General features: G+C 39.4%; 20 protein-coding genes. 12 read left to right on the top strand and 8 right to left on the bottom strand.

The genetic code is table 11. The annotated features are described in order from the left end of the window. Positions 1–203 precede the first annotated feature (203 nt). Positions 204–818: a DsbA family oxidoreductase gene (locus tag VJ09_RS01450; RefSeq protein ID WP_044639935.1), complete on the top strand. Its 615-nt coding sequence runs from the start codon at positions 204–206 to the stop codon at positions 816–818. A 112-nt stretch (positions 819–930) separates the two neighbouring features. Here the strand turns inward: VJ09_RS01450 and VJ09_RS01445 are convergent, their stop codons facing one another. Further along, the gene (locus VJ09_RS01445; protein ID WP_044639934.1) at positions 931–1,842 is read right to left on the bottom strand and encodes a glutamate biosynthesis transcriptional regulator GltC; all 912 of its coding nucleotides are present in this window, start codon (positions 1,840–1,842) and stop codon (positions 931–933) included. 298 nt (positions 1,843–2,140) lie between these two features. Here VJ09_RS01445 and gltB point away from each other — a divergent pair, with 298 nt between their 5' ends. Together gltB and VJ09_RS01435 are read left to right on the top strand one after the other, a co-directional pair. After that, positions 2,141–6,709: a glutamate synthase large subunit gene (gene gltB, locus VJ09_RS01440; protein WP_044639933.1), complete on the top strand. Its 4,569-nt coding sequence runs from the start codon at positions 2,141–2,143 to the stop codon at positions 6,707–6,709. Between the two features lie 12 nt (positions 6,710–6,721). Next, positions 6,722–8,197 carry a glutamate synthase subunit beta gene (locus VJ09_RS01435; protein WP_044639932.1) on the top strand — a complete coding sequence of 492 codons (1,476 nt, stop codon included), beginning with the start codon at positions 6,722–6,724 and terminating at the stop codon, positions 8,195–8,197. Between the two features lie 63 nt (positions 8,198–8,260). On the opposite strand, the gene VJ09_RS01430 is transcribed toward VJ09_RS01435, so the two are convergent. From VJ09_RS01430 to VJ09_RS01415, 4 genes are all read right to left on the bottom strand, one after another. Beyond that, the gene (locus VJ09_RS01430; protein ID WP_044639931.1) at positions 8,261–8,698 is read right to left on the bottom strand and encodes a hypothetical protein; all 438 of its coding nucleotides are present in this window, start codon (positions 8,696–8,698) and stop codon (positions 8,261–8,263) included. A gap of 62 nt (positions 8,699–8,760) precedes the next feature. Next, positions 8,761–9,624, bottom strand: a complete 864-nt coding sequence (locus tag VJ09_RS17885) for a GNAT family N-acetyltransferase (protein ID WP_187118673.1) — start codon at positions 9,622–9,624, stop codon at positions 8,761–8,763. Beyond that, entirely contained in the window at positions 9,621–9,977 is a 357-nt protein-coding gene (locus VJ09_RS01420) for a transcriptional regulator (RefSeq protein ID WP_222704939.1), read from the bottom strand. Before VJ09_RS01420 ends, VJ09_RS17885 begins: the two co-directional genes overlap by 4 nt. Positions 9,978–10,368: 391 nt before the next feature. Continuing rightward, a complete protein-coding gene (locus VJ09_RS01415; RefSeq protein ID WP_044639930.1) occupies positions 10,369–10,560 on the bottom strand; it encodes a DUF896 domain-containing protein in 192 nt (63 codons plus the stop codon). A gap of 78 nt (positions 10,561–10,638) precedes the next feature. On the opposite strand from VJ09_RS01415, the gene VJ09_RS01410 reads away from it, so the two are divergent. The 8 genes from VJ09_RS01410 (at position 10,639) to VJ09_RS01375 (ending at position 19,424) form a co-directional block, all read left to right on the top strand. Then, entirely contained in the window at positions 10,639–11,319 is a 681-nt protein-coding gene (locus tag VJ09_RS01410; protein ID WP_044639929.1) for a YneB family resolvase-like protein, read from the top strand. Further along, complete coding sequence (locus tag VJ09_RS01405; RefSeq protein ID WP_044639928.1) at positions 11,312–12,385, top strand: M42 family metallopeptidase; 1,074 nt, start codon at positions 11,312–11,314, stop codon at positions 12,383–12,385. Before VJ09_RS01410 ends, VJ09_RS01405 begins: the two co-directional genes overlap by 8 nt. Positions 12,386–12,578: 193 nt before the next feature. After that, positions 12,579–13,130, top strand: a complete 552-nt coding sequence (locus tag VJ09_RS01400; RefSeq protein WP_044639927.1) for a flavodoxin family protein — start codon at positions 12,579–12,581, stop codon at positions 13,128–13,130. Positions 13,131–13,291: 161 nt separating this feature from the next. Then, positions 13,292–14,200, top strand: a complete 909-nt coding sequence (locus VJ09_RS01395; protein ID WP_044639926.1) for a GAF domain-containing protein — start codon at positions 13,292–13,294, stop codon at positions 14,198–14,200. Between the two features lie 372 nt (positions 14,201–14,572). Next, positions 14,573–16,306: an ABC transporter ATP-binding protein gene (locus VJ09_RS01390; protein ID WP_044639925.1), complete on the top strand. Its 1,734-nt coding sequence runs from the start codon at positions 14,573–14,575 to the stop codon at positions 16,304–16,306. 352 nt (positions 16,307–16,658) lie between these two features. Beyond that, a complete protein-coding gene (locus VJ09_RS17400; protein WP_052807160.1) occupies positions 16,659–17,279 on the top strand; it encodes a TetR/AcrR family transcriptional regulator in 621 nt (206 codons plus the stop codon). Positions 17,280–17,309: 30 nt separating this feature from the next. Beyond that, positions 17,310–17,882, top strand: coding sequence for a hypothetical protein (locus VJ09_RS01380; RefSeq protein ID WP_044641501.1), 573 nt, complete (start codon positions 17,310–17,312; stop codon positions 17,880–17,882). 333 nt (positions 17,883–18,215) lie between these two features. Continuing rightward, positions 18,216–19,424 carry a cytochrome P450 family protein gene (locus VJ09_RS01375; RefSeq protein ID WP_044639924.1) on the top strand — a complete coding sequence of 403 codons (1,209 nt, stop codon included), beginning with the start codon at positions 18,216–18,218 and terminating at the stop codon, positions 19,422–19,424. A 329-nt stretch (positions 19,425–19,753) separates the two neighbouring features. Here VJ09_RS01375 and VJ09_RS01370 read toward each other — a convergent pair whose 3' ends face one another. Then, complete coding sequence (locus tag VJ09_RS01370; protein WP_044639923.1) at positions 19,754–20,299, bottom strand: TetR/AcrR family transcriptional regulator; 546 nt, start codon at positions 20,297–20,299, stop codon at positions 19,754–19,756. Positions 20,300–20,309: 10 nt separating this feature from the next. Here VJ09_RS01370 and VJ09_RS01365 point away from each other — a divergent pair, with 10 nt between their 5' ends. Beyond that, positions 20,310–20,684 carry an SDR family NAD(P)-dependent oxidoreductase gene (locus VJ09_RS01365; protein ID WP_230199069.1) on the top strand — a complete coding sequence of 125 codons (375 nt, stop codon included), beginning with the start codon at positions 20,310–20,312 and terminating at the stop codon, positions 20,682–20,684. 274 nt (positions 20,685–20,958) lie between these two features. Here VJ09_RS01365 and VJ09_RS01360 read toward each other — a convergent pair whose 3' ends face one another. Together VJ09_RS01360 and VJ09_RS01355 are read right to left on the bottom strand one after the other, a co-directional pair. Continuing rightward, the gene (locus tag VJ09_RS01360) at positions 20,959–22,374 is read right to left on the bottom strand and encodes a HAMP domain-containing sensor histidine kinase (RefSeq protein ID WP_044639922.1); all 1,416 of its coding nucleotides are present in this window, start codon (positions 22,372–22,374) and stop codon (positions 20,959–20,961) included. Further along, complete coding sequence (locus tag VJ09_RS01355) at positions 22,364–23,080, bottom strand: response regulator transcription factor (protein ID WP_044639921.1); 717 nt, start codon at positions 23,078–23,080, stop codon at positions 22,364–22,366. The genes VJ09_RS01360 and VJ09_RS01355 overlap by 11 nt, the downstream gene beginning before the upstream one ends. Positions 23,081–23,139 lie beyond the last annotated feature (59 nt).

Genomic DNA, 23,139 nt, shown 5'->3' with positions numbered 1-23,139 from the left:
CCGTGAATAACATTGCTATTTTAGAAGGATATTATTAAAATGTCAAATTATATCTTAATATTTATATTAAGTAATAACTTGTAAATAGGATAATCAATAGGCTTTTCGTGCTTTTTATATGTAATTATTGTCAATTCAAATGTGTCTAACTATCTATTTTCATCCTCACTCCTTTATAATGTCTAAAGATAGGGGGTCTTATCATGAAAATAGAAGTATTTCAAGATTTGGTATGTCCTTGGTGCTATATTGGAAAACAAAATTTGCTTAAAGCAATCCAAGCATGGGGAAAACCGGTCACACTAGTACATAGATCATTCTTACTTGATCCTACCATTCCAAAAGAAGGAATCGGATTCCTTGAGTCGATGTCTCAAAAAATGGGGAATGCGGAAGCGGTAAAACAAATTACCGAGCGTGTAACACGGGCAGGAGCACAAGTAGGAATCTCATTCCGTTTTGATCTAGTAGAGCAAATGCCTAATACAATTCTCTCTCATCGATTGATCAAATCTCTACCAGAAGACCAACAAATGACGTTGTCTGAATCTATTTTTGAAGCTTACTTTACTCAAGGAAAAGATATTGGTAAGAAAGAAGTTCTCACAGAGATTGCCCTGTCATCCGGGCTCGCTGCAGATCAAATTCAAGAGGCATGGGGTAACGAAGAAACCGTACAAGCAGTCACATCCGAATTAACTCGCGCGAAAGAATTAGGTGTTTCTGGTGTTCCGTTCTTTGTTTTAAATGAAAAGTTAGGGTTATCTGGTGCCCATCCTGTAGAGAACTTTTTACGGGCATTTGCCGAAGCAGAATAAGATTAAAAAAGAAGCAGCGCAAGGGATGATCCCTTATGTTGCTTCTTTTTGTGTCTGGCCAATAAAGAGATGATTTCATTAACTGAAATCGCTTTCAAAATATGCGAACAAGTTAAACAAATTGATTGGAATGATATATTTGATCAAAGAATTGGATAACAAATTGATAAAATATTTGTTCGGATGGTGGAAGTTTTCGATTGTTAGGTGTGATGATCCCTACATTTCTTTTGAGAGGTGGTTCGCTAATGGGAATACGTTTTGTTCCTCTTGGAATGTTTTCATGCAAGGTCACTTCAGGTAAAAGAGTTACTCCCAATCCAGTTGCAACTAACCCTTTGATTGCATCGATGTCTTCTCCTTCAAAAGAAACCTTCGGGGTAAAACCTATCATCTGACAAGCTTCCACTACAATTTTATGGAGAATATATTTTGTTGGAAACAAGACAAAAGAATCTTGTTGCAAGTCGCTCAAACGGATCGTGGATTGATTTGCCTTGGGATGAGTCATAGGTAACAGAGCATCGATTCTCTCCACAAAAAGAACATGACCATCTATATCTTTTTCGCTAGTCGGGACAGGACCAATTAATGAGATATCTATTTCCGCTTTTCTAACAGCATCGATTAAATACTTGTAGGATCCTTGCCGAAGTTGGAAACCGACATGAGGATGTTGCTTTCGGAAAGCAGAGATGATGGTAGGAAGTGTATTAGCTGCTAAACTACTAGGAAAGCCAAGCCGAATGGTACCACGCTCAGGATCGAGATACTCTTTCATGACTTGCTGAGCTTTTTCTATTTCTCGTATAGCTGCTTCCGCATGATGCAAAAAAATTTTACCTAAAACGGTTAATCTAATATTTCGTCCTTCTCGATGAAACAAGGGAACACCTAATTCATCTTCTAGACTGGAGATTTGTCGACTGATTGCAGATTGTGCTACATGTAGCGCATTGGAGGCTTCTGTAACATGCTCACGCTTGGCTACTTCGATAAAGTACTGAAGTTGTCTCAATTCCATGTTTATCTCTCCTTTCCTAATTAATCCATCTCGGTTTGCGATGATTCCTATCTAAATTATATATTGTACGGATCAACTTAAAAATCTACAATGGGAATTACCAACTTATACAAAAAACAATAACTAGCAATAAAATTAATGGAAACCGGTATCCAATAGAAGGGAATTACGAAGATTTTTTAAAAGAACAACTATGATATCTAGATAATACAAAAACATTTCCTTGAATTTAAATTCTTTCCATGAGCGTTGCATGTGCAATAGTTTTCCATCCTCACACAGAAAAGGAGCAGATGTTATGAATGGTTACCCAATCAAACAAGGTCTATATGCCCCAGAACGAGAACATGATGCATGCGGAATAGGATTTGTTGCAAATCTCAAAAGAGAAGCATCACATGAAATAGTAAAACAAGCTATTCATATGCTCCGTCAATTAGACCATCGTGGAGGAGTAAATAATGGAGTTGGGGATGGGGCTGGGATCTTAGTTCAAATTCCTCATTCTTACTTTCAAAACGCTTGTAATAATCTAGGATTTTCATTACCCGAACCAGGGCGATATGCAGTAGGAATGGTTTTTCTCCCCTCCGATCAATTAGCGCAGAAACAGTTTGAGGAAAGGCTGGAGTTTATTGTTCAACAAGAAGGACAACATGTATTAGGGTGGAGAGATACACCAATTGATATCGGAATATTAAGTCAATTATCTTCCGAAAGCCAACCAGTTATTCGTCAGGTATTTATTGAAGCAAGTGAAGGTGTAGCAGACTTACTAGCATTTGAGAGGAAGCTATATGTCATCCGAAAGCAATTAGAAAAATCTGTAGAGGACGATGCGTACTTTGTTAGTCTATCGAGTAGAACAATCGTTTATAAAGGAATGCTTACTCCAGAACAGCTGGGTGCCTTTTACATGGATTTACAAGATCCTCTTTTTACATCTATGTTCGCTATGGTGCATAACCGGTTTAGTACCAATACATTCCCCAGTTGGAAGCGTGCGCATCCCTATCGATATCTGCTACACAATGGTGAGATTAACACACTCCAAGGCAATATAAATTGGATGATAGCACGTGAAAAACGATTTGACACTCCATTATTTGGAGAAGATCTAGCCAAAATTCATCCTATTTTGGATCTGGATGGAACTGATTCTGCGATTTTGGACAATTGCTTTGAGTTTCTGGTACTAACAGGTCGTTCCCCAGTTCATGCAGCGATGATGATGATCCCATCACCATGGGAGCATGATCATGAATTAGATGATTCCACCAAAGCTTTTTATGAGTACCATAGTGGTTTGATGGAGCCGTGGGATGGACCTACAGCTATCACCTTTACGGATGGAAAACAAGTAGGAGCTATTCTAGACCGAAATGGCTTACGTCCTGCACGCTATTATGTTACGACAGAAGGGAATGTTATCTTTTCCTCTGAGGTTGGAGTTGTTCCGGTTCCAGATGAGAAAATTGCACAGAAAGGGCGATTAAAAGGAGGTCAGATACTGTTAGTCGATCTAGACGAAGGTAGGATTATCGAAGATAAAGAGATAAAAGAAAAAATTGCCAAGGAACATCCCTACCGCCATTGGATCCAGGAGCAAATGGTAGAGTTAGATCATTTTGAAACACGATCTATTGTGGAATTGCGAGATCAGGAAATTATATCTTTGCAACAAATGCATGGATATACACATGAAGAGCTAAATAAAAACCTTCTACCTATGGTGATAGAAAGAAAAGATCCAATCGGTTCGATGGGTTCAGATACCCCTTTGGCGGTTCTATCTAATCGTCCTCAGTTACTTTACAACTACTTTAAACAGTCTTTTGCTCAGGTGACCAACCCTCCAATCGATGCAATTCGGGAAGTGTCTGTTACTTCTACGAGGACGCTCTTAGGTAAAGAAGGAGATTTTCTTCACCCTACTGCTCAAAACGCTCGGCGTATTCTTGTTAACACACCAATCTTATCTGAAGATGACTTTTCCAAGTTAGTACACAACTCTTATGAAGAGTTTCAAGTGAAGAAGTTGTGTACCTTGTTTTCTGCGGATGACGAATCTGAGCTAGAACAAGCTTTAGAAAAGCTATTTGATGAAGCAGACCAAGCCATTAGAGAAGGATACAGTCTGATCGTACTTTCTGATCGCGGGACTAGTCCAACGTTAGCGCCGATCCCTGCCTTATTAGCGGTAAGTGGACTTCATCACCATCTTGTGCGTCAAGGTACCCGAACAAAAGTTAGTATTATCTGTGAACCAGCAGAAGCACGTGATGTGCATCAGCTGGCGATGTTAATCGGATATGGCGCGGATGCGATCCATCCATATTTAGCTACTGCCATCATAAGGCAATGTGTTCGAGAAGGATTATTATCGGACGATCCAGACGATGCAGTAACGAAATATATTCAGACTGCTACGGAAGGTATCGTGAAAATCATGTCCAAAATGGGGATTTCTACGATCCAGAGTTATCGTGGAGCACAAATTTTTGAAGCCATTGGAATCCATTCTTCTGTCATCGATCGATATTTCACCAGAACTCCTTCGCAAATTGGCGGTATTACGCTAGACGTTATTGCTCGCGAGACTCTTCTTCGTCATCAACGAGCGTTTCCCTCTACTAAATCCCCATTGCCGCTAGATTCTGGAAGCCAGTTACAGTGGAGACGAAATGGTGAGGCACATGCCTATTCTCCTCAAACAATTCATTTGCTACAACGCGCCTGTCGCCAAAAGGATTACTCTCTATTCCAAAAATACTCTGCGATGATGAAGGATGAGGAGGTTCTGTTTTTACGTAGCTTATTAGATTTCCGCCAAGATCGCACTCCAGTTCCACTTGAAGAGGTAGAACCAGTGGAATCGATTGTGAAGCGATTCAAAACAGGGGCAATGTCTTTTGGGTCTCTAAGTAAAGAAGCTCATGAAACACTAGCAATTGCAATGAATCGTCTTGGGGCAAAGAGTAATAGCGGAGAAGGTGGGGAAGATCCCAATCGTTATATGTTAGATGAGCAGGGAGATTCTCGTGCCAGTGCGATCAAACAGGTGGCGTCAGGGCGTTTTGGAGTTACGAGTCAATATTTAGTGAATGCACAAGAGATCCAAATCAAAATGGCCCAAGGTGCAAAACCTGGTGAAGGTGGTCATCTTCCAGGTTCTAAAGTGTATCCATGGATAGCGGAGGTAAGAGGATCTACTCCCGGTGTTGGCTTGATCTCTCCTCCCCCACATCATGATATTTATTCGATTGAGGATTTAGCGCAATTAATTCACGATCTAAAGAACGCCAATCCCAAAGCACGAATTAGTGTCAAGCTAGTTGCCAAAGCAGGCGTGGGAACGATCGCGGCTGGGGTGGCAAAGGCCAAAGCAGATGGGATTGTAATCAGTGGACATGATGGAGGAACCGGCGCTTCTCCTAGAAGTAGTATCCAACATGCGGGAGTTCCATGGGAGTTAGGTTTAGCGGAAGTAAACCAAACTCTATTGCTAAATAATTTGCGAGATCGTATTGTCATCGAAACAGACGGAAAGTTGATGACAGGTCGTGATGTGGTGATCGCTGCACTGCTTGGCGCAGAAGAGTTTGGATTTGCTACTGCTCCATTGGTTGTGCTTGGGTGTATCATGATGCGGGCATGTCATTTAGATACTTGTCCAGTAGGAGTAGCTACCCAAAATCCAGAGTTACGAAAACATTTTACGGGAGATCCAGAGCATGTAGTTACTTTTATGAGATTTATCGCCCAAGAGGTTCGCGAACTCATGGCAAGACTAGGTTTCCACAAGATAGATGAGATGGTAGGTCGTACAGATGTGTTGCAAGAAAGAAAAATCTCGAAAACACATTGGAAAGCTAAACATCTGGATCTTTCTTCTCTTTTATACCAACCGGAGGTAGATACAACGGTTGGAAGATACCAGCAAAAGCAACAAAACCACCAATTGGAAGAATCGCTAGATGCTCAATTTCTTCTTCCGCTTGCTAAAAAGGCAATTCAAGATCCGCTTCAACCTACGAAAGCACGTTTCTCTATCACCAATACTGATCGAGTGGTAGGAACGATGTTAGGTTGGGAGATAACCAAAAAATATGGAGAGAAAGGTCTACCCGAGGACACCATATCTGTCGATTTTTATGGATCCGCCGGACAAAGTTTTGGATCCTTTATCCCCAATGGGCTTACACTCACCCTAGTCGGAGATGCCAATGATTATGTAGGCAAAGGGTTATCAGGCGGCAAAATAATCATTCACCCTGCGAAAACTTCTGTTTTTCAAGCAGAGAAAAATGTTGTGATCGGGAATGCAGCGTTTTATGGTGCAACTTCAGGTGAAGCATATATAAATGGTATCGCTGGTGAGCGATTTGGTGTACGAAACAGTGGAATCCGAGCTGTAGTAGAAGGTGTGGGGGACCATGGGTGTGAGTACATGACAGGTGGCAAAGTGGTCATCCTCGGTCCTACTGGGAAAAATTTTGCAGCAGGGATGTCAGGAGGCATTGCCTATGTGTTAGCAGAGGAGAAAGAATCCTTCCTGCAAAACTGCAATCTAGCAATGGTAGATATCCAAAGTTTACAAGACAAAAAAGAAATAAAAGAAGTACAACAAATGATCCAACGTCATGTGAAGTACACGGGAAGTGACATGGGACAGAGGGTATTACAAAACTGGAATGAACGAGTAGGTAAATTCGTAAAGGTCATTGCACATGAATATAGTAAGATGATCCAATATCTACAAGAAACCGAAGAAAGAAAAGAGAACACTACTACTTTACCTTGGGATGGGAATCAGAAGAAGAAACCAAAAGCAGCAACTACCAAAAAAAGAACAGGACTAGCATAGAGGAGGATGCTTATGGGAAGTAAAACAGGTTTTATGAATCGAAAAAGAGAGGAACCTTCCAAACAAGATCCTCTTCATCGAACACAAAATTGGCTGGAGTACCAAATTCCGTTATCGGACGAGAAAATCACAGAACAAGCGTCACGATGTATGGACTGTGGAACACCATTTTGCCATACAGGTATTTTATTCCAAGGAAGAGATACAGGATGCCCCCTTTCCAATCTCATCCCAGATTGGAATGATCTTGTCTATCGAAATCGCTGGAAGGAGGCATTGGACCGTCTTTTAGAAACAAATAATTTCCCTGAATTTACTGGGAAGATTTGTCCTGCTCCCTGTGAAGGATCTTGTACTCTTGCGATCCATGATTCGGCTGTTTCCATCAAAAGTATTGAACAAGCCATTATAGATAAGGGGTTTGCAGAAGGTTGGATTACACCCAATCCTCCTACTCAACGTACTGAAAAGAAAGTCGTAATTGTGGGTTCTGGGCCAGCAGGTCTCGCTTGCGCTGACGAATTGAATAAGCAAGGACATGAAGTTACGGTTCTAGAGCGTTCCGATCGAATAGGTGGTCTTCTCATGTACGGAATCCCCAATATGAAATTAGAAAAAAGCACGATACAGCGTCGAGTAGATCTTCTAATACAGGAGGGAATCCAGTTTGTAACCAATATGGAAGTTGGAAAAAACATTTCAATGGAACAGCTTCAATCCGACTATGATGCAGTGATTCTATGTACTGGTGCTACGCAACCGCGCACATTAAATGTGGAAGGTAGCAATGTAGCTGGTGTTATTTATGCAATGGATTATTTGACTGATTCGACTAAACATCTATTAGACCCAAATGATCATACCCTTTCATTCAATGCAGCAGGAAAAGACGTAATCGTAATTGGCGGGGGCGATACAGGAGCAGATTGTGTAGCCACCGCCCTTCGCCAAAAATGTCGGAGTGTTACGCAATTTGGTAAACATCCTTCTTTACCACAGGATCGTGCAGAAGATAATCCTTGGCCGGAGTTTCCTTATGTCTTTTCACTAGACTATGCTTATGAAGAAGCTACAAGTCGATTTGAGAAAGATCCCCGGGAGTATTGTATTCAAACGAAAAAAATACTACGAGATGCATCGGGTAGTGTCCAAGAGCTTCATACAATCCAAATGGAAAAATCGGTTGACGAGAATGGAGAAGTTACCTTTCGAGAAATACCTGGTACGGAACAAATATGGCCAACCCAAATGGTCCTAATCGCCATCGGATATTCAGGAGGAGAGACCGCTTTTTACGAACAGGTTGGTGTAGAATACACAAATGGGAAAGTAAAAACATCTTATGGTGAGTACCAGACTAATTTGGAATGTGTTTTTGTAGCAGGAGATGCAAGAAGAGGACAAAGTTTAGTAGTTTGGGCGATACACGAAGGACGAGAGGCAGCTCGGGAGTGTCATAAGTACTTGACGAAGTCTGCGATTCAATAATAAGGCTTTATGCTAAACCATTTGAAAAGACTAAAAAAAGAACCGGTAAAAAGGGTTCTTTTTTTAGTCCCACCAGTTAAATAGAACTTGGCCGTATGTTCGTGGCTGCCAATAGCGCAAATCATATGAGGAAGCATATTGTAAGAAGGCATGCTCTAGGAATGTTGGGTTGCCTGAAAGGGGAGTTTCGAGAGTTTCTTTGGACAGAACACGATATTCTGAATAGAGGTTTTCAAAGATTTTGGTTAACAAAGAATGATCGATGAACTCAGGAAAATCAAATCGACTGCCATTACTATTCTTCTTATCGATTGCAAAAGCTATCATCTTTGACTCTCTATGAAGCAGAAGATAGAAAGACTGATAGTCTAATTCTACTTGTATCAGATCATAGCTTCTCATTTGAGGAGCATTGGGATTTACTTGTTGGACGTGAAGATCGATTGAGTCTTGCAGAAACTCCAGTACTTGCAAAAAAGGAGAAATAGATTGGAGGGACATTTTTTTAACCTCCTTTTTTTGATTGATCCTATTTAACCAACTTGCATAAGAAACTCCCACCTCTATAGGTGGGAGAGGTTCATTAGATATTCTAATTCCAACTCATGACGAATTGGTATTCCATCTAGTCCAACTATAGGGATGGTTGGCTTTATCTTACGTGCCTCTGTTATGGCATCCAAATGGATAGCGCACATCTCAAAACCTCGTTTTTGGTAAAAGCGCAGTGCATGCACATTATCATTAGAGGTGATGAGCCATAGTCGAGCACCGTTATGGGATTTGGCAAAAACGATCATATGCTCCAATAGTGCTCTACCGACTCCTTGATTTTCGACGATACTGTCTAGGGTTACAATCTCCCATTGATCTCCTTCTTGATGATATGTGATAAATCCAACTGGTTCGTTATCTAAGATCGCCTGAAAACCTGATAGTTCTCTTGTGTGATGAACTCTTCCTCGAGAAACTACTTTATCACCCCATAATTCTTCCACCTTTTGGATGTGGGTAATGGCTTCGATCCTCATTATCTTTTTTAGAAAAGGATTGATCACTTGATAATCTTCCGGGGTGATCTGAAGTCCTTCTATTTCAGATAGTTCCTGTACCCACCGAACATCTTGATGGTCTTCACTCAAGGTGACAGTAGTATGATCAGCTGATACATGATAAACAATTTCTATTAGATGATGATCTTGACTTGATTTCTTCAGTGTTTGTATGGGGGTTCCCACTTGTATTTGAATCCCTGTTTCTTCCCAAAATTCTCTCTCTAATGCCTCCACAGGGTCTTCTCCTGCATCTACTTTTCCGCCTGGTAACTCATAATGTCCTGGAAAACTTCGCTCCTGTTCCGCGCGTTGAATTAGGAGAAGTTTCCCTTTTTGGATGAGAACACCTCTTACTAATATAATTTGTTTCAACCAATGAGGCCTCCAGTACGTTGGTTTTCCCGCTCTTCTTGCCATTTTTTCGTGAACTCCCGAATCTTATCCATTTGTTCCCAATACCTTTCTAGAGCAGCTGTCCCTTCAGAGGTGATCCGGATGGTAGTTTGAGGAATCTTTCGACGAATATATGATTTCTCAATGATGATATATTCTGCTTTTTCTAACTTGGACAAATGACAAGAGAGATTCCCTTTTGTTAAACCTGTTAGTTCTTGCAAAAAAAGAAATTCAGCCATGGAACATGCTTCTAATGCACTCATAATCGCCAATCTGGCTGGTTCATGAATCATTTTATCTAACCGAGCCATTTTTTGGAATCCCATCATAATACAAACACCTCCTAAACTCTAACTAGTTTGCATTATAAACTTAATTCAAAATTAAGGGAAGAGACGATCAATTACAAATGCACCATAGGAGTAGAGACAAATATGCGAATTCTGCATGTTATTAAAATGGACATAGCCTTAGATTGCATCTCCAACAGTATAAGAAATGGTTCTTTCATTCATTTGGACAAGCATGCGACGGCATTATCGGCAGAACATTCTTGGATATATGTTTCTTAAAGAATATTAAAATGAACATCGCAAAGACGATCAGCCATAAATTAAGTAGTTTACGATGGGACCTTTTTATATAGAAAAACCAACCTCACTGGTTCGCTTACGCAAGGTTGGTTTTTCGTATGCTATACTAGAAGCCTACATATTATTTTTATTGTAATGGGGTCTTTTTATCTCCTACATAACGGATTTGAGAAAGTTGTCCTTTTACTTGACCTCGAATCCCTTTGAGATAGACCGCATACAGTTCTTTTTGTTCTTTTTGTTCCGCCTCTGTTAGACCAGATGTTCTTTTCTTTCGAGCCAGTTCATTGATGCGAGCAATTAGTTTGTCCGTAATCATGAATATCCCTCCTGGTAAAAGAGTACCGACTTTTCTATGAGCATGCAACAAGAAATGAGAGGAAGCGAATGCATCCTAATGAATGGAATCATCTATGCGAGAGTAAGTACCAAGAAAGAAGAACAAGAAACAAGTCTAGAAAGACAAGTAGAAGTTCTTCAAAACTGGGCAAAAGAGCTTACTTGCCCCATTGTGGAGGTAGTTGTCGAACAGTATAGTGGATACGACCTGAATCGACCTGGATTGTATCAAGTACTGGATCTCTTAAAACAGAAGAAGGCATCCAAGCTTTTTGTGCAAGACGATACAAGGCTTGGACGTGGTGAAGCAAAACTGGCGCTTATTCATCAGATTGGCAAGCTAGGGTGCCAGATCTTCTCTTTCCAACAAGGCAAAGAGCTAGAGTTAGATGCGGGAGAGTCCACAGTCCTTCATATTATCGCGAAGGTAGAAGAGCTTCAACGACGTATGATGAATCAAAAGATTAGTTGGGGTATGCAACGAGCCGTACGTGAAAAAGGATATAATCCTGCCAAGAATCTGCGAAATCGAGGTGCTGGAGGTAGAGAGAAAAAAGAGATACCTATTGAGCAGATCGTGGCCCTAAAGCAAAAGGATCTTACCTATGAGGAGATATCTGCTACTTTAAAAGGGTTTGGCTATACGGTTTCTCGTGCTACGGTACATCGCCGTTATAAAGAATGGGAACAAGAGTATATGATGGCATTAGAAGAGGAGGAAAAACAAAATCATGATTAACTGGAATCGGATGAAACAATTAACCCAAGCAGCAGGAGCCCCAGGGTATGAGAATCCTGTTCGCTCTATCATGGAACAAGAATTGTCTTTGTTATCGGAGAACGTTATATCAGACCACTTAGGCAGTATCTTTGGAATCAAAACAGGATTTGCAGAAGGCCCAAAAGTAATGGTAGCTGGGCACTTAGACGAGGTTAGTTTTATGGTAACGGGAATTCGCTCAGATGGTCTACTCGTTTTTAATGGATTAGGCGGTTGGTGGTCCCAAACGCTACCTTCTCAACGTGTTCAAATCCTCACTCGTTCAGGGAAGTTGATTCCTGCTGTAATTAGCGCTACTCCTCCTCATGCTCTTTCAGCGGAACAGAGGAAAAAACCGATTCCGATGAAAAAGATGTTCCTCGATGTAGGAGCACGCTCTAAAGAAGACGTAGAGGAATTCGGAATCCGTTTAGGAGATGTAGCTATTCCAGATGGTCCATACCAAGAGTTAGAGGGTGGATATCGGATTTTGAGTAAAGCATGGGATAACCGGTTTGGTTGTGGGATGTCATTAGAGTTATTAGAAGATCTTCAAGACCAAGTTCATCCAAATGTTGTTTATGCTGGGGCTACTGTACAAGAAGAAGTAGGAGTACGTGGAGCTGCTACTGCTAGTAATCTCGTCGAACCCGATGTTTTTTTTGCTGTCGATGTAGGCCCAGCGGCAGGTGATATTCCCGGTAAATCAGATGGTTTTGGAAAAATAGGAAAAGGAGTTTTAATTCGTCTTTATGACCGTTCCATGATCACCTCCCCTCAGATGAGAGATTTCCTCCTAGATACTGCAGAGGAAGAAAATATCCCGTACCAAGTATTTGTTTCACCTGGAGGCGGAACTGATGCAGGGCGAGTTCACTTGATGTCTGATGGTATTCCATCTGCTGCAATTGGAATCTGTGGCCGTTATATTCATTCCCATTCTACTATTATTGATAAGGAAGATGCAGAAGCAACCAAAGTCTTTTTGAAGGCTCTTATCAAGCGCTTAGACAAATCTGTTTATGAGACGCTTTTATCTAGATAACAAGGGATCGATTAAAAAGAGGCCAAAATGGGTCTCTTTTTTCATTCGCGATGTCTGTAAATATTTCTTCTTCTGTATAATAAAGTATGGAGTCGGAATAATTGGAAATCAGCCCGATATCATACTCATCTAAGTGGTTTCTTTCCTTATGTAATAGGGAATGATGGGATGAGGAGAAGGGAAGGGAAGCAGAATGAAAATGTTAGTAATGAATGGAAGTTCCCGCAATCATGGAAATACCGAGATTTTGACGGAACATCTTCTTACGGGAGTTCCAGCTTATCATGTACATCTACGCGAGCATCATATAAAGCCAATTGTTGATCAACGACATGAAGATTCTGGGTTCCACGATGTAGACGATGACTACGAAAGCATAATCCAAAAGGTATTGGAGCATGATCTCTTATTTTTTGCGACTCCGTTGTATTGGTATGGAATGTCTGGACAATTAAAAAACTTTATTGATCGCTGGTCCCAGAGCCTACGAAATAAAAACTATGATCTGCGGTCTGCTATGGCCCAAAAAGAAGCTTTTTTTCTTGTGGTTGGCGGAGATCAGATTCATCGAAAAGCATTACCAGTGATTGAACAGTTTTATTATATTTGTGACTTTCTCCATATCAAGCCTTTAGGTTATTTGATTGGTCAAGGAACCAAGCCAGGTGAAATAATTAAAGATCGCCGTGCACTAGCGGAAAGTAAATATTGGAACAAGTTTTTTCAAGATAAGTTGAATGGATAAAACAATACATACCCAGCCGGCTAAAGAGTTGGTCCTAGTACTCATCTTGCCGGTTTTTTTCTTCCTATTTATAGAAACAATAGAAAAAATGTTCCTTTTTTTCATATAATTAGGATAGTAACATAATTTATTTTTATCTTTTTTTAGAAAGCGAGGCGTTGATGATATCAGATCTATTTAGCCTATTTGAAAAGTTAGATAAGAGCGGGGGATGGTTTTTTCAATTTTTAAGCTATTTTTTCGCTGGGGTTCTTATTACAGTCTTTGTTGTTTATGTAATCCGTTTATGGAAAGGTGAAATTAACTGGTTAGGACAGCCAACTCAAGAATTAATCGAGGGTGAAGGAACGTCTGAACTTGTAGCGAGTCATGAGTTATTACGAAAAGAGCTTGAAGCAGCGACGGAACAACTTGCACTAGCACAAGAAGAAGCACAAATGCTAAAGAGCCTATATGACGAACTCGATCAAAAATATGATGATGAGACGTATTCGACTTCTCAGATTATGTATGCAGCCTCAGAGGTATCCCTCGCCTTGTATGACCAACCTAACTTTCTAAAAAACCGAGATGATGTCTATGATAATTTGTTAGATTATTTAATTAATACGTTAAAAGATTTTCGTGAGAAAAGTCCGCGAATTGTCATACACGTAAAACACCCCAATCAAGAAGGACTTCTCGTTCATTTTACACACTCTAGTGGATTTACTCATCGAGTAAAAGAATATATGCCACCTATTTTTGGTAGTGCAGCAGGGAGAGCATGGCGAACGCAAGATCTCTATTACATTCCAGATGTAGAATCTTCAGAGTATGAATACGAGCGCAAGGCTAGATCTAGTCGTGCATATCGTACTTTGGTCTCAGTTCCCATTAGTGCAGGAACGGAACCAGACTCATGTATTGGAGTATTGTCCCTAACGGGAACACCAGTAAATGCATATGAGAAAATAGAGCTGGAGCGAGTGGTACTGTTTACAAAGCTGCTATTTCCGCTTATCTTGACAGAGGTCAGAAATCCGGAGGTGAACAATCATTCTGAAATGGGTACCGAAAAAGGTTCGTGAAGAATTAAATAGATTATTTCGTGCTGGAGAAATTAGCAAGGAACAATTGATGAGAGAGATGAAGAACGGATCTTTTGATGATGAACGATTAAAAGTGAAGGAGAAGTTGAGCAAACTCTGGAAGGATAGAGATTAGATAAGAAGAAGTTAGTGTACCTTATCGCACATAAGAGTGCGATTTTTTTATACAGAAAATTAGGAATGACACACCCATATTCATCTATAATGAAAGTATAACGAACAAGGAGGAAATTCACATGAAAAACATGACGAATCAAACCGTACAAACATATAAGGGTGAAACATTTTCTTAATTTGTATACGGTGCCCCTTATATGTGTGTATTTAAATAACACAAAAAAGGGGTAAATCATGCGTTTTCCAGTAAAAAAATTTTTCTCCTATTACAAACCATATTTAATGCTGTTTCTTTCGGTATTGGCATGCGCTTTTATCGTATCTAGTGTGACTTTAGTGTTTCCGTTGCTCGTTCGATATATTACAAAAGATGTTCTCGAAGGAGATTTGTCCACTGCGCTAAGTGAAGTGTATTGGATTGGTGGACTGATGCTTGTTTTAGTCGCAGTCCAGAACATCGGGAACTATTTTGTGGACTACAAAGGTCATGAAATCGGTGCTCGTATGGAACGAGATCTGCGTAGCGAGCTATTCGCACATATGCAAAAGCTTTCCTTCAGCTTTTACGATAAGGAAAAGACAGGTCAGCTTATGTCTCGGATTACAAACGATCTGCTACTGCTATCCGAACTATACCACCACGGTCCAGAAGACTACATCAAATATCTCGTACGGTTTATTGGAGCATTTATTATCTTGTTCCATATTAACACCCCATTAACGATCGCAGTTTTCTGTTTTCTACCGTTTTTAGGTGTCTTTACATTGTATTTTAATAAGATGTTGAACAAGGCATTAAGAAGAAACAAAGAGCGAATTGGGGACGTAAACGCACAGGTAGAAGATAGTCTGTCGGGAATCCGGGTAGTAAAATCGTTTGCCAACGAGCAAGTAGAGGTCGAGAAATTTAACCGTGAGAATAATCGTTTCCTCAACAGTCGAAAAAATACGTACAAGGCTGAAGCATTCTTGTACAATATTTTTGAAACAATTATCCAACTAATTACGATTACGGTAATCATCTTTGGTAGCACCAATATCGTTAACAACACATTAGATTTAGCAGATTTGATTACTTTTTTATTATATATCAGCTTTATGATTGAACCGATTCAAAAACTGACTCATATGAGTACACAGCTTCAAGAAGGAATTACTGGCTTCCAGCGCTTTATAGAAATCATGAATCTGAAGCCAGCAATCGAAAACAAACCAAATGCTATCACCTTGCCAGAAGTACATGGTGAAATTGAGTTTAAGCAAGTTTCTTTTCGTTACGAAGACCATTTGGACAATGTCTTCATAAACCTGTCGCTTCATGTACAACCAGGAGAGTATGTTGCGTTAGTGGGTCCGTCTGGTGCGGGAAAAACTACATTATGCTCACTCATTCCTCGCTTCTACGATGTAACAGATGGGGAGTTGTTACTAGATGGTATCGACGTCCGTGATATCGACCTACAGTCACTTAGAAATAACATCGGAATAGTACAGCAAGATGTTTATCTTTTTACGGGAACGGTGATGGAAAATATCCGTTACGGAAATCCGGTAGCGAGCGAAGAAGAAATAATCGCGGCAGCCAAGCATGCCAATGCTCATGACTTTATCATGAGTTTGCCAAACGGCTACCACTCTGAGATCGGTCAACGAGGTGTCAAACTATCTGGTGGGCAAAAGCAGCGACTAAGTATCACTCGTGTAATCTTAAAGAATCCACGAGTGCTTATTTTAGATGAGGCTACCAGTGCACTAGATAACGAGAGTGAAAGCATCGTCAAGGAATCTCTGGAATTGTTAGCTAAAGGACGGACGACTATCGTAATTGCTCATCGCCTTTCTACTATTCGCAATGCGGGGCGGATTATGGTACTAACGGAAGATGGCATTGTGGAACAAGGTACGCACGATATGTTACTTGCAAGCGATGGAGTATATGCACATCTGTATTCCAAGCAGTTTGAATAACAAGTATAAGCTCTTAAAAAAACAGTTCTCTCCTTACGAAAGGGAGTAGCTGTTTTTCTTTTTTGGGAGACTTCTAATTCCGATATTACATAATAGGTTATTATTTTTTTGTATTCTATTCCTTTATGTAAGTAGAGTCTTCATTACAATCAGACTATGTATCAACACGCTGAGGTCTTTATTCACCAGTAGGTGGGGCTATTCATTCTGCTCATTGGTCTAGTGTCAGCAGTTCTTTTCCACACAAGGCATAGCATCTTTTATACAATATTGAAAACATTTTTAAAATGCTTATACTAGATATAGACCGAGTGGTCTAGACTCGGTAGTCTACAGATAAAAAAGGAGGAATATGAAAAAGTTGAAGGAGAAGTCATTTGAAAGGAAAGCAGAACTATTTGAAGCAGCATTAGATGAATTTACATCAAAAAATTATAAAGAAGCCTCACTAAATAACATTATAAAAAATGCAGGTATCAGCAAAGGTACTTTTTATTATCATTTTCAAGATAAGCAGGATCTTTATCTATTCTTGTTGGAGTCAGCCTCTAAATCAAAATGGGAATTTGTACGTAACCGAATTAACGAAAATATAGAAGACTATGAGGGAAAGGATATTTTTGAAAGGTTTAAATCCCAAGGAAGGATTGGTGTAGAATTTGCTATGACTTTTCCTAAGTATCACCAATTAAGCAAGATGTTCATGAAAGAAAAGGGTAACAAAATTTATGATATAGCAAAGGCTACATTAGGAAGTAATACAGAAAAATTGCTTGAAGAAATGATAAAGAAAGCAATAAAAAATGGTGACTTCAAAGAAGAATTTTCCGAGGATTTTCTTATAAGGACTATAAGTTATCTGTTTGTTCATTTTGATGAGATATTTTATATGGAAGAGGATTTGGAGTTTCAAAGAATGATAATGAATCTTGATCATTACGTTGACTTTATGAGAAGAGGATTAGGTAAATAGACCGTTTATACCAATATGGGGCGTGATAACATGGAAAGAAATCTAAGGCGATATGACAAAACAATTGCTCTAATTTTTGGGTTAGTCACTTTGTTATTGCTTGTTTTAGCATTTACTAATAAAAATTTTTTTGATTGGGCTTTTGAACGTCACCAAAACCCATTAAGTTGGTATTTCAGACCATTGTTCCTTATACCTTTTTGCTATTTTGCATACAAAAGAAGTTGGGCGGGCATTTTGGGAACCATTTTCCTGCTCCTATCAAGTATGTTCTGGTTTCCGAAGCCTGATGTTGTAAGCGAACAAGCGAAACAATTCTTAGAGATAGAAATAGAATATTTAAGCGGTGATTGGGGATTTACAAAATTCTTGATGACATCTCTTATCCCCGTTTCATTCATTGCTTTAGGAGCAGCTTTCTGGAAGCGTAGTTTATTGTTTGGATTATCTGTAGTTGTTTTGATGGCAGTGGGTAAAATGGTTTGGAGTATAGCATTTGGTGGAGAAGCCGGGAAATCTATCTTTGTCCCTGCAATCATTGGTTTAGCAATTTGTGTTGGTTTGATTTATATAGGGTTTAGGAAACTTGAAAAGAAGATATGATTTTTGGAAAACGAAATCAAGAAACAAAGAGCGAATAAGGGACGTATTTAACAGGGATCCGTGTAGTAAAATCGTTTGCTAATGAGCAAATGGAGATTGAGAAATTCAATCGCGAAAATAATCGTTTTCTCAACAGTCGAAAAAATACGTACAAGGCTGAAGCACTCTTGTACAATAGTTTTGAAACGATTATCCAACATCCGTATTTCAAACAGTTTGAAATACAAGTATAAGCTCTTAAAAACAGCTTCCTCCTTTTTCAGATATCTCATATTTCATAATAGGATATAATTTTTTTATATTATATTCCCCTAACATCAAGGAGTGACATCATTGACAACCAATTTTAATATCTTTTCCCCAGAATTCAAAAAAAACGCCTACGCATATTATGCCAAAATGCGAAAAAACAAGCCTGTTTGTCCTGTTATCATGCCCAATGGAAATAAAGCATGGTTTGTTACTACCTATGAACACGCTGTAGAAGTAGTAAAGGATCCACGATTTATGAAAGACCCTCATGAATTCTATGAGAAAACAAATTACCATCTTTTTGATGATAATTATGGAGAAATCATGATGAGTCATTTACTCAATATAGATCCACCAGACCATACGAGACTAAGAAGGCTTGTACAACCGTCTTTCACTCCTCAAGCAATCAAAGCTCGAAAAGAGTTAGTAGAGGTTTTAGCAAATCAATTTATTGATTCGATTGAAGAGAGAGGAACAAGAGAGTTTTCTCTTATTCAGGATCTTGCTTTTCCGTTACCATTTCTAGTAATAGCAAACATGTTAGGTGTGCCTAAGGAGGACCACGAGCAATTCCGGAAATGGTCCAATACTATAGTAGAAGCATCCAATAATCCAAAATCAATCCTAGACGCCCAGCCTCAGTATCAAGCGTTCTTTGATTACATAAAAAATCTAGTAGCAGAGCGGAAAGAAGATATTCGAGATGATTTAATTTCTCTTTGGATTCAAGCAGAAGAACAGGAAGATAAATTGGATGAGAAGGAATTATACGCAATGATTTTCCTTCTTATCATCGCTGGACATGAGACTACTGTAAATCTAATAGGGAACGGTGTCCTTGCGTTTATGGAAAATAAAGAGCAGTGGGATAAGCTGAAAAGCCATCCAAAGTTGATTCCAAATGCAGTAGAAGAGGTACTACGGTATTACAGCCCTGTAGAAATAACGACTACCAGATTCGCCAGTGAAGATCTTGTACTAGGTGGCGAACAGATACAAAAAGGGGATTTCGTTTTCTTAGTGCTCGCTTCAATCAATCGAGATGAAGATTTGGTCGAGAATGGGGATGTTTTTGACATCACGAGAACACCTAATAAACATATGGCGTTTGGACATGGAGTTCATATTTGTTTAGGAGCACCACTCGCGAGATTAGAGGGAGAAGTAATATTTAGAGTATTAATAGACAGAATGCCGGATCTGGATCTAGCCATCCCTGCTAACAAAATAGAATATCGTCCAGGATTATTGATAAGAGGACTAAGGGAGTTACGAGTTAAGTATTAATGAGAATTACCACCAAAACAAGAAGAGTTCAGCTATTACTTCGTGGGGTAGCGTCAGAAAAACAACGTTAAGGAATTTTCAATATTAAAAAGCGTAATTTCTCAATTTAATGCTGAGAAATTACGCTTTTTTGTTACTACATAAACGCGCCCTTCAATTGAATAACTTAGATTTATCCTCGAGCCTAAAAACCTCTTATTTCTAGTTCAACTAACACGCCCCGTTAGTTTAAGTGCAACTTTTTACATACAACATTTTTATTGAAGAGGAAAGGGCACATTATCCTCCTCATTCCTAAATAAATAATAGAAATTTTTTATGCGATAAATCTAAATAATCCTGTCTAATAAATCCCCCACTTTTTCTGCCATTTCCTGCGGTGGATAAGGCATGCCATTTTTTAGCCACCATTCCACTACACCTACGTAAGCATTTGCAACAAATTCGGCAACTATATCTTCATTTTGACCGAGATTCGTGCCTTTTGTTACATCTACGTCTTTTTTGAATTCTTCGATATTATGTTGAACAAACCGGCTACGAAAATACGGAGCTCCTCCACTTGCCAACATCGTCGAAAAAAATAAATAATTACTTTCAAGATATTCCATGCAGAGTACAGTCGCTTCAATCCAATCCATTTCAGCTTCTAACTTACAAAATTTAGCCATGTTACTGATATGTTCTTCGATGATCTTATCCAACAGATCAAATTTATCGAAGTAATGAAGATAAACAGTTGCACGGTTAATATTTGCCCTGTCAGAAATATCCTGAATGGTAATGCTATTGAAATTTTTCTCAGACATCAATTCAAGGAATGCTTTTTTTATTGCTTCTTGGGTTCTTGCTATCCTTCTATCTACTTTTATCATGTTAACCCCGATGGCTACCAATTTCTATGGAATTTACCATGTAATCCGTTCCTTTATTCCCATTATGGAAAAACAAGGCTATGGGAGAATTATTAATGTTTCCTCAGAATATGGGGCGATGAGCGAAATGTCATATCCAGGAGTAGGAGCTTATAAGTTGTCTAAATTTGCACTAAATGGGTTGACACGATTGGTGGCTGCAGAAATCAATGGTGATATCAAAATAAATGCGGTCGATCCGGGTTGGGTAAGTACAGATATGGGTGGACCATCTGCTCCAAGAACTCCTGAGCAAGCTGCTGAGTCTCTCCTTTGGTTAGCTACTACAGGACCTGAAGGACCTAACGGGGAATTCTTTAGAGATAGAAAACGAATCGATTGGTAGCGATACAGAAAATTATTTGGTGTTTAAGTGTGGTTCGATGAAAAAAAGCCGATTTCTTTTTTCTAACTAGTATAATCGGCTTTTTCTATAGCTTTGTGAAGGAATATACTTAAACTAAACTGCCCTTTAGTTTAAGTATATTCCTTGGTGTGGTTGAAAATAGTTTGGCTTTACATCGTTATCGTCATAGATAGAGTGATCTAGTTCGTTGAATGACTAACTATATCTTCATATGAAAAGTAACTACCGCTATTTTCTATCTATTGCTGCATGACTAAACATCAAATCCCATCTTTGGTAGTGTTATTTCAAACCTCGTTGTTCCATCGCTCGTATTTAATCGAAGACAACCATCATGCTTTTCTACAATATGTTTAGCGATCGTTAACCCAAGCCCAGTTCCGCCATCGCTTTTTCTCGCCGCATCGCCCCGGACAAACGCATCAAACACCTTGTCTCGCCAATGATCTGGAATGCCGATCCCGTTGTCTACAACTTCAATACGAATCTCTTTACTTTCATCGATCAATGCGACCCGTACATGCGTTTCTTTCGGGTTATATTTTAACGCGTTAGATAACAGATTCGAGATGGCACGATATAGTAGCTTTCTATTAAACAAAACAATAACTTCCCACGAAGGAATTTCATATTCAAAAGAAAATTGCTTATCCTCGAACTGGTCATAATATTCGGCAGCAATTTCTCGAATAAATTCAGCGATGTCCACTGCTTGCGTTTTAAGAGGGTAGTCTGAACTATCGAGTTTGAATAACTCGAACACATCGTCAATTAACTCCGCAACAAGTTGGGCTTTGTCGTGGATGAGGCTAATCGTTCTTTGTTTCTTCGATTCCTCTTCAATCATACCAAGTTGTAGCGCCTTTGCATAACCTTGAATCGTAGTGATCGGAGTTTTTAAGTCATGGGATATATGAACAAGCATGCGCTGCTTACTTTCCTCTAACAATAGTTTTTCCTTTTCTGCATTTTCTAGTTTTTCTGCCATTAAATTGAAATTTTCCTGAATTTGTACCAGCTCGTAGCTAGCCTTAAAGTGTAGTCGTTCATGATAACGTCCGCCAGCAATACTACGTATTCCTGAAGTGATTTCATTTAAAGGATTCGTGATTTTGACAGCCGTCCATCTGCTGTACACATAGACGTTGATTCCAAACAGAAGAGCAAACAAGAGTCCGGTTTCTGATAAAGACTGCCAAAAAACTATCCAGATTTCTTCCTTCTCATCATTTACTGTAAAATCCATACTGATGTTGTCTTTAGGTATTTTGACAAGCCCATACCAAGTCTTTCCTCCATTCGTCCGAAAAGGAGCTATTGATACATAATAGGGATTATCTTTTACATCATAAAATAGACTATTCAGTTCCTTTTCTGAATAAGAAGTTGTGCGGTCCACCTTGTTTCCTTTGACATCTACAATCTGTAAGTTTTCGTCGAGAATCTCCAGCCAACCATGAAATGCCTCTAGTGTTTTCGAAGGGATGTTGGCATCATATTGCAGGACGATCTCACTCGCCTTTAACTGAGGGGTTTCTGTATCAGGCATTTGCTGGTTAGTCCGCTCAACAAAATAGAGGAGTAGGAAAAATACACTAACACCTACTGTTAAGGAAAAGAAGATGTAGTTTCGGACGAGCGTGTCGAAAATTTTTGGTTTATGGCGCATTGAGCTCATCCTTTTTGGCAAATCGATAGCCAAGCCCACGAACTGTTATCAAATAGGTAGGTACGCGGGGAGAATCTTCAATTTTGTCTCGCAATCGGCTAATTTGCACCATGATTGTGTTGTCATCGGCTAAATATTGGTAGGACCAGACATTCTCAAATATTTGTTTTTTCGTAAATATTCGACCAGGTTTGTCCATAAATAGCTTTAAAAGTTTATATTCGATCGCACTAAGGGTAATCACCTTTCCCCGTTTATATAAGAGGCAAGCATCGTGATCCAGTGTTAAATCGCCAACAGATGTCTCACGAGCGCTTGGTTGAACCAGCAGTGGTTCATTGAACTCATATGTTCTGCGTAGCTGAGCTTGGATGCGTGCCACTACTTCTAATGGATTAAACGGCTTTGAGATAAAATCATCTGCCCCCAAGCCAAGCCCGACGATTTTATCCATGTCTTGATTTCGCGCCGATAGAATAATAACTGGTAGTTTAGAATGTTTTCGAATCCACTGAAGAAGTTCAAAGCCGTCAATATGCGGCATCATAATATCGATAATTGCTATATCGATTGAAGCTTGAGCAAATAAGTGAATGGCCTCCTGACCATTACTTGCTTCCAAAATGACGTATTCCTTTTCCAAAAACAGTTTTAGTAAGTCAACGATGTCCGGCTCATCATCGACAATTAAAATCGTTTTACGCACGTTTTTCCTCCTCATTTACGTTCAGTTCGATCTGTGAAGTCAAACTCCTTCCATGTAAG

Source organism: Risungbinella massiliensis (assembly GCF_000942395.1).
In the GTDB taxonomy this organism is placed as follows: domain Bacteria; phylum Bacillota; class Bacilli; order Thermoactinomycetales; family Thermoactinomycetaceae; genus Risungbinella; species Risungbinella massiliensis.
This window is presented reverse-complemented; position numbering and strand designations above follow the sequence as displayed.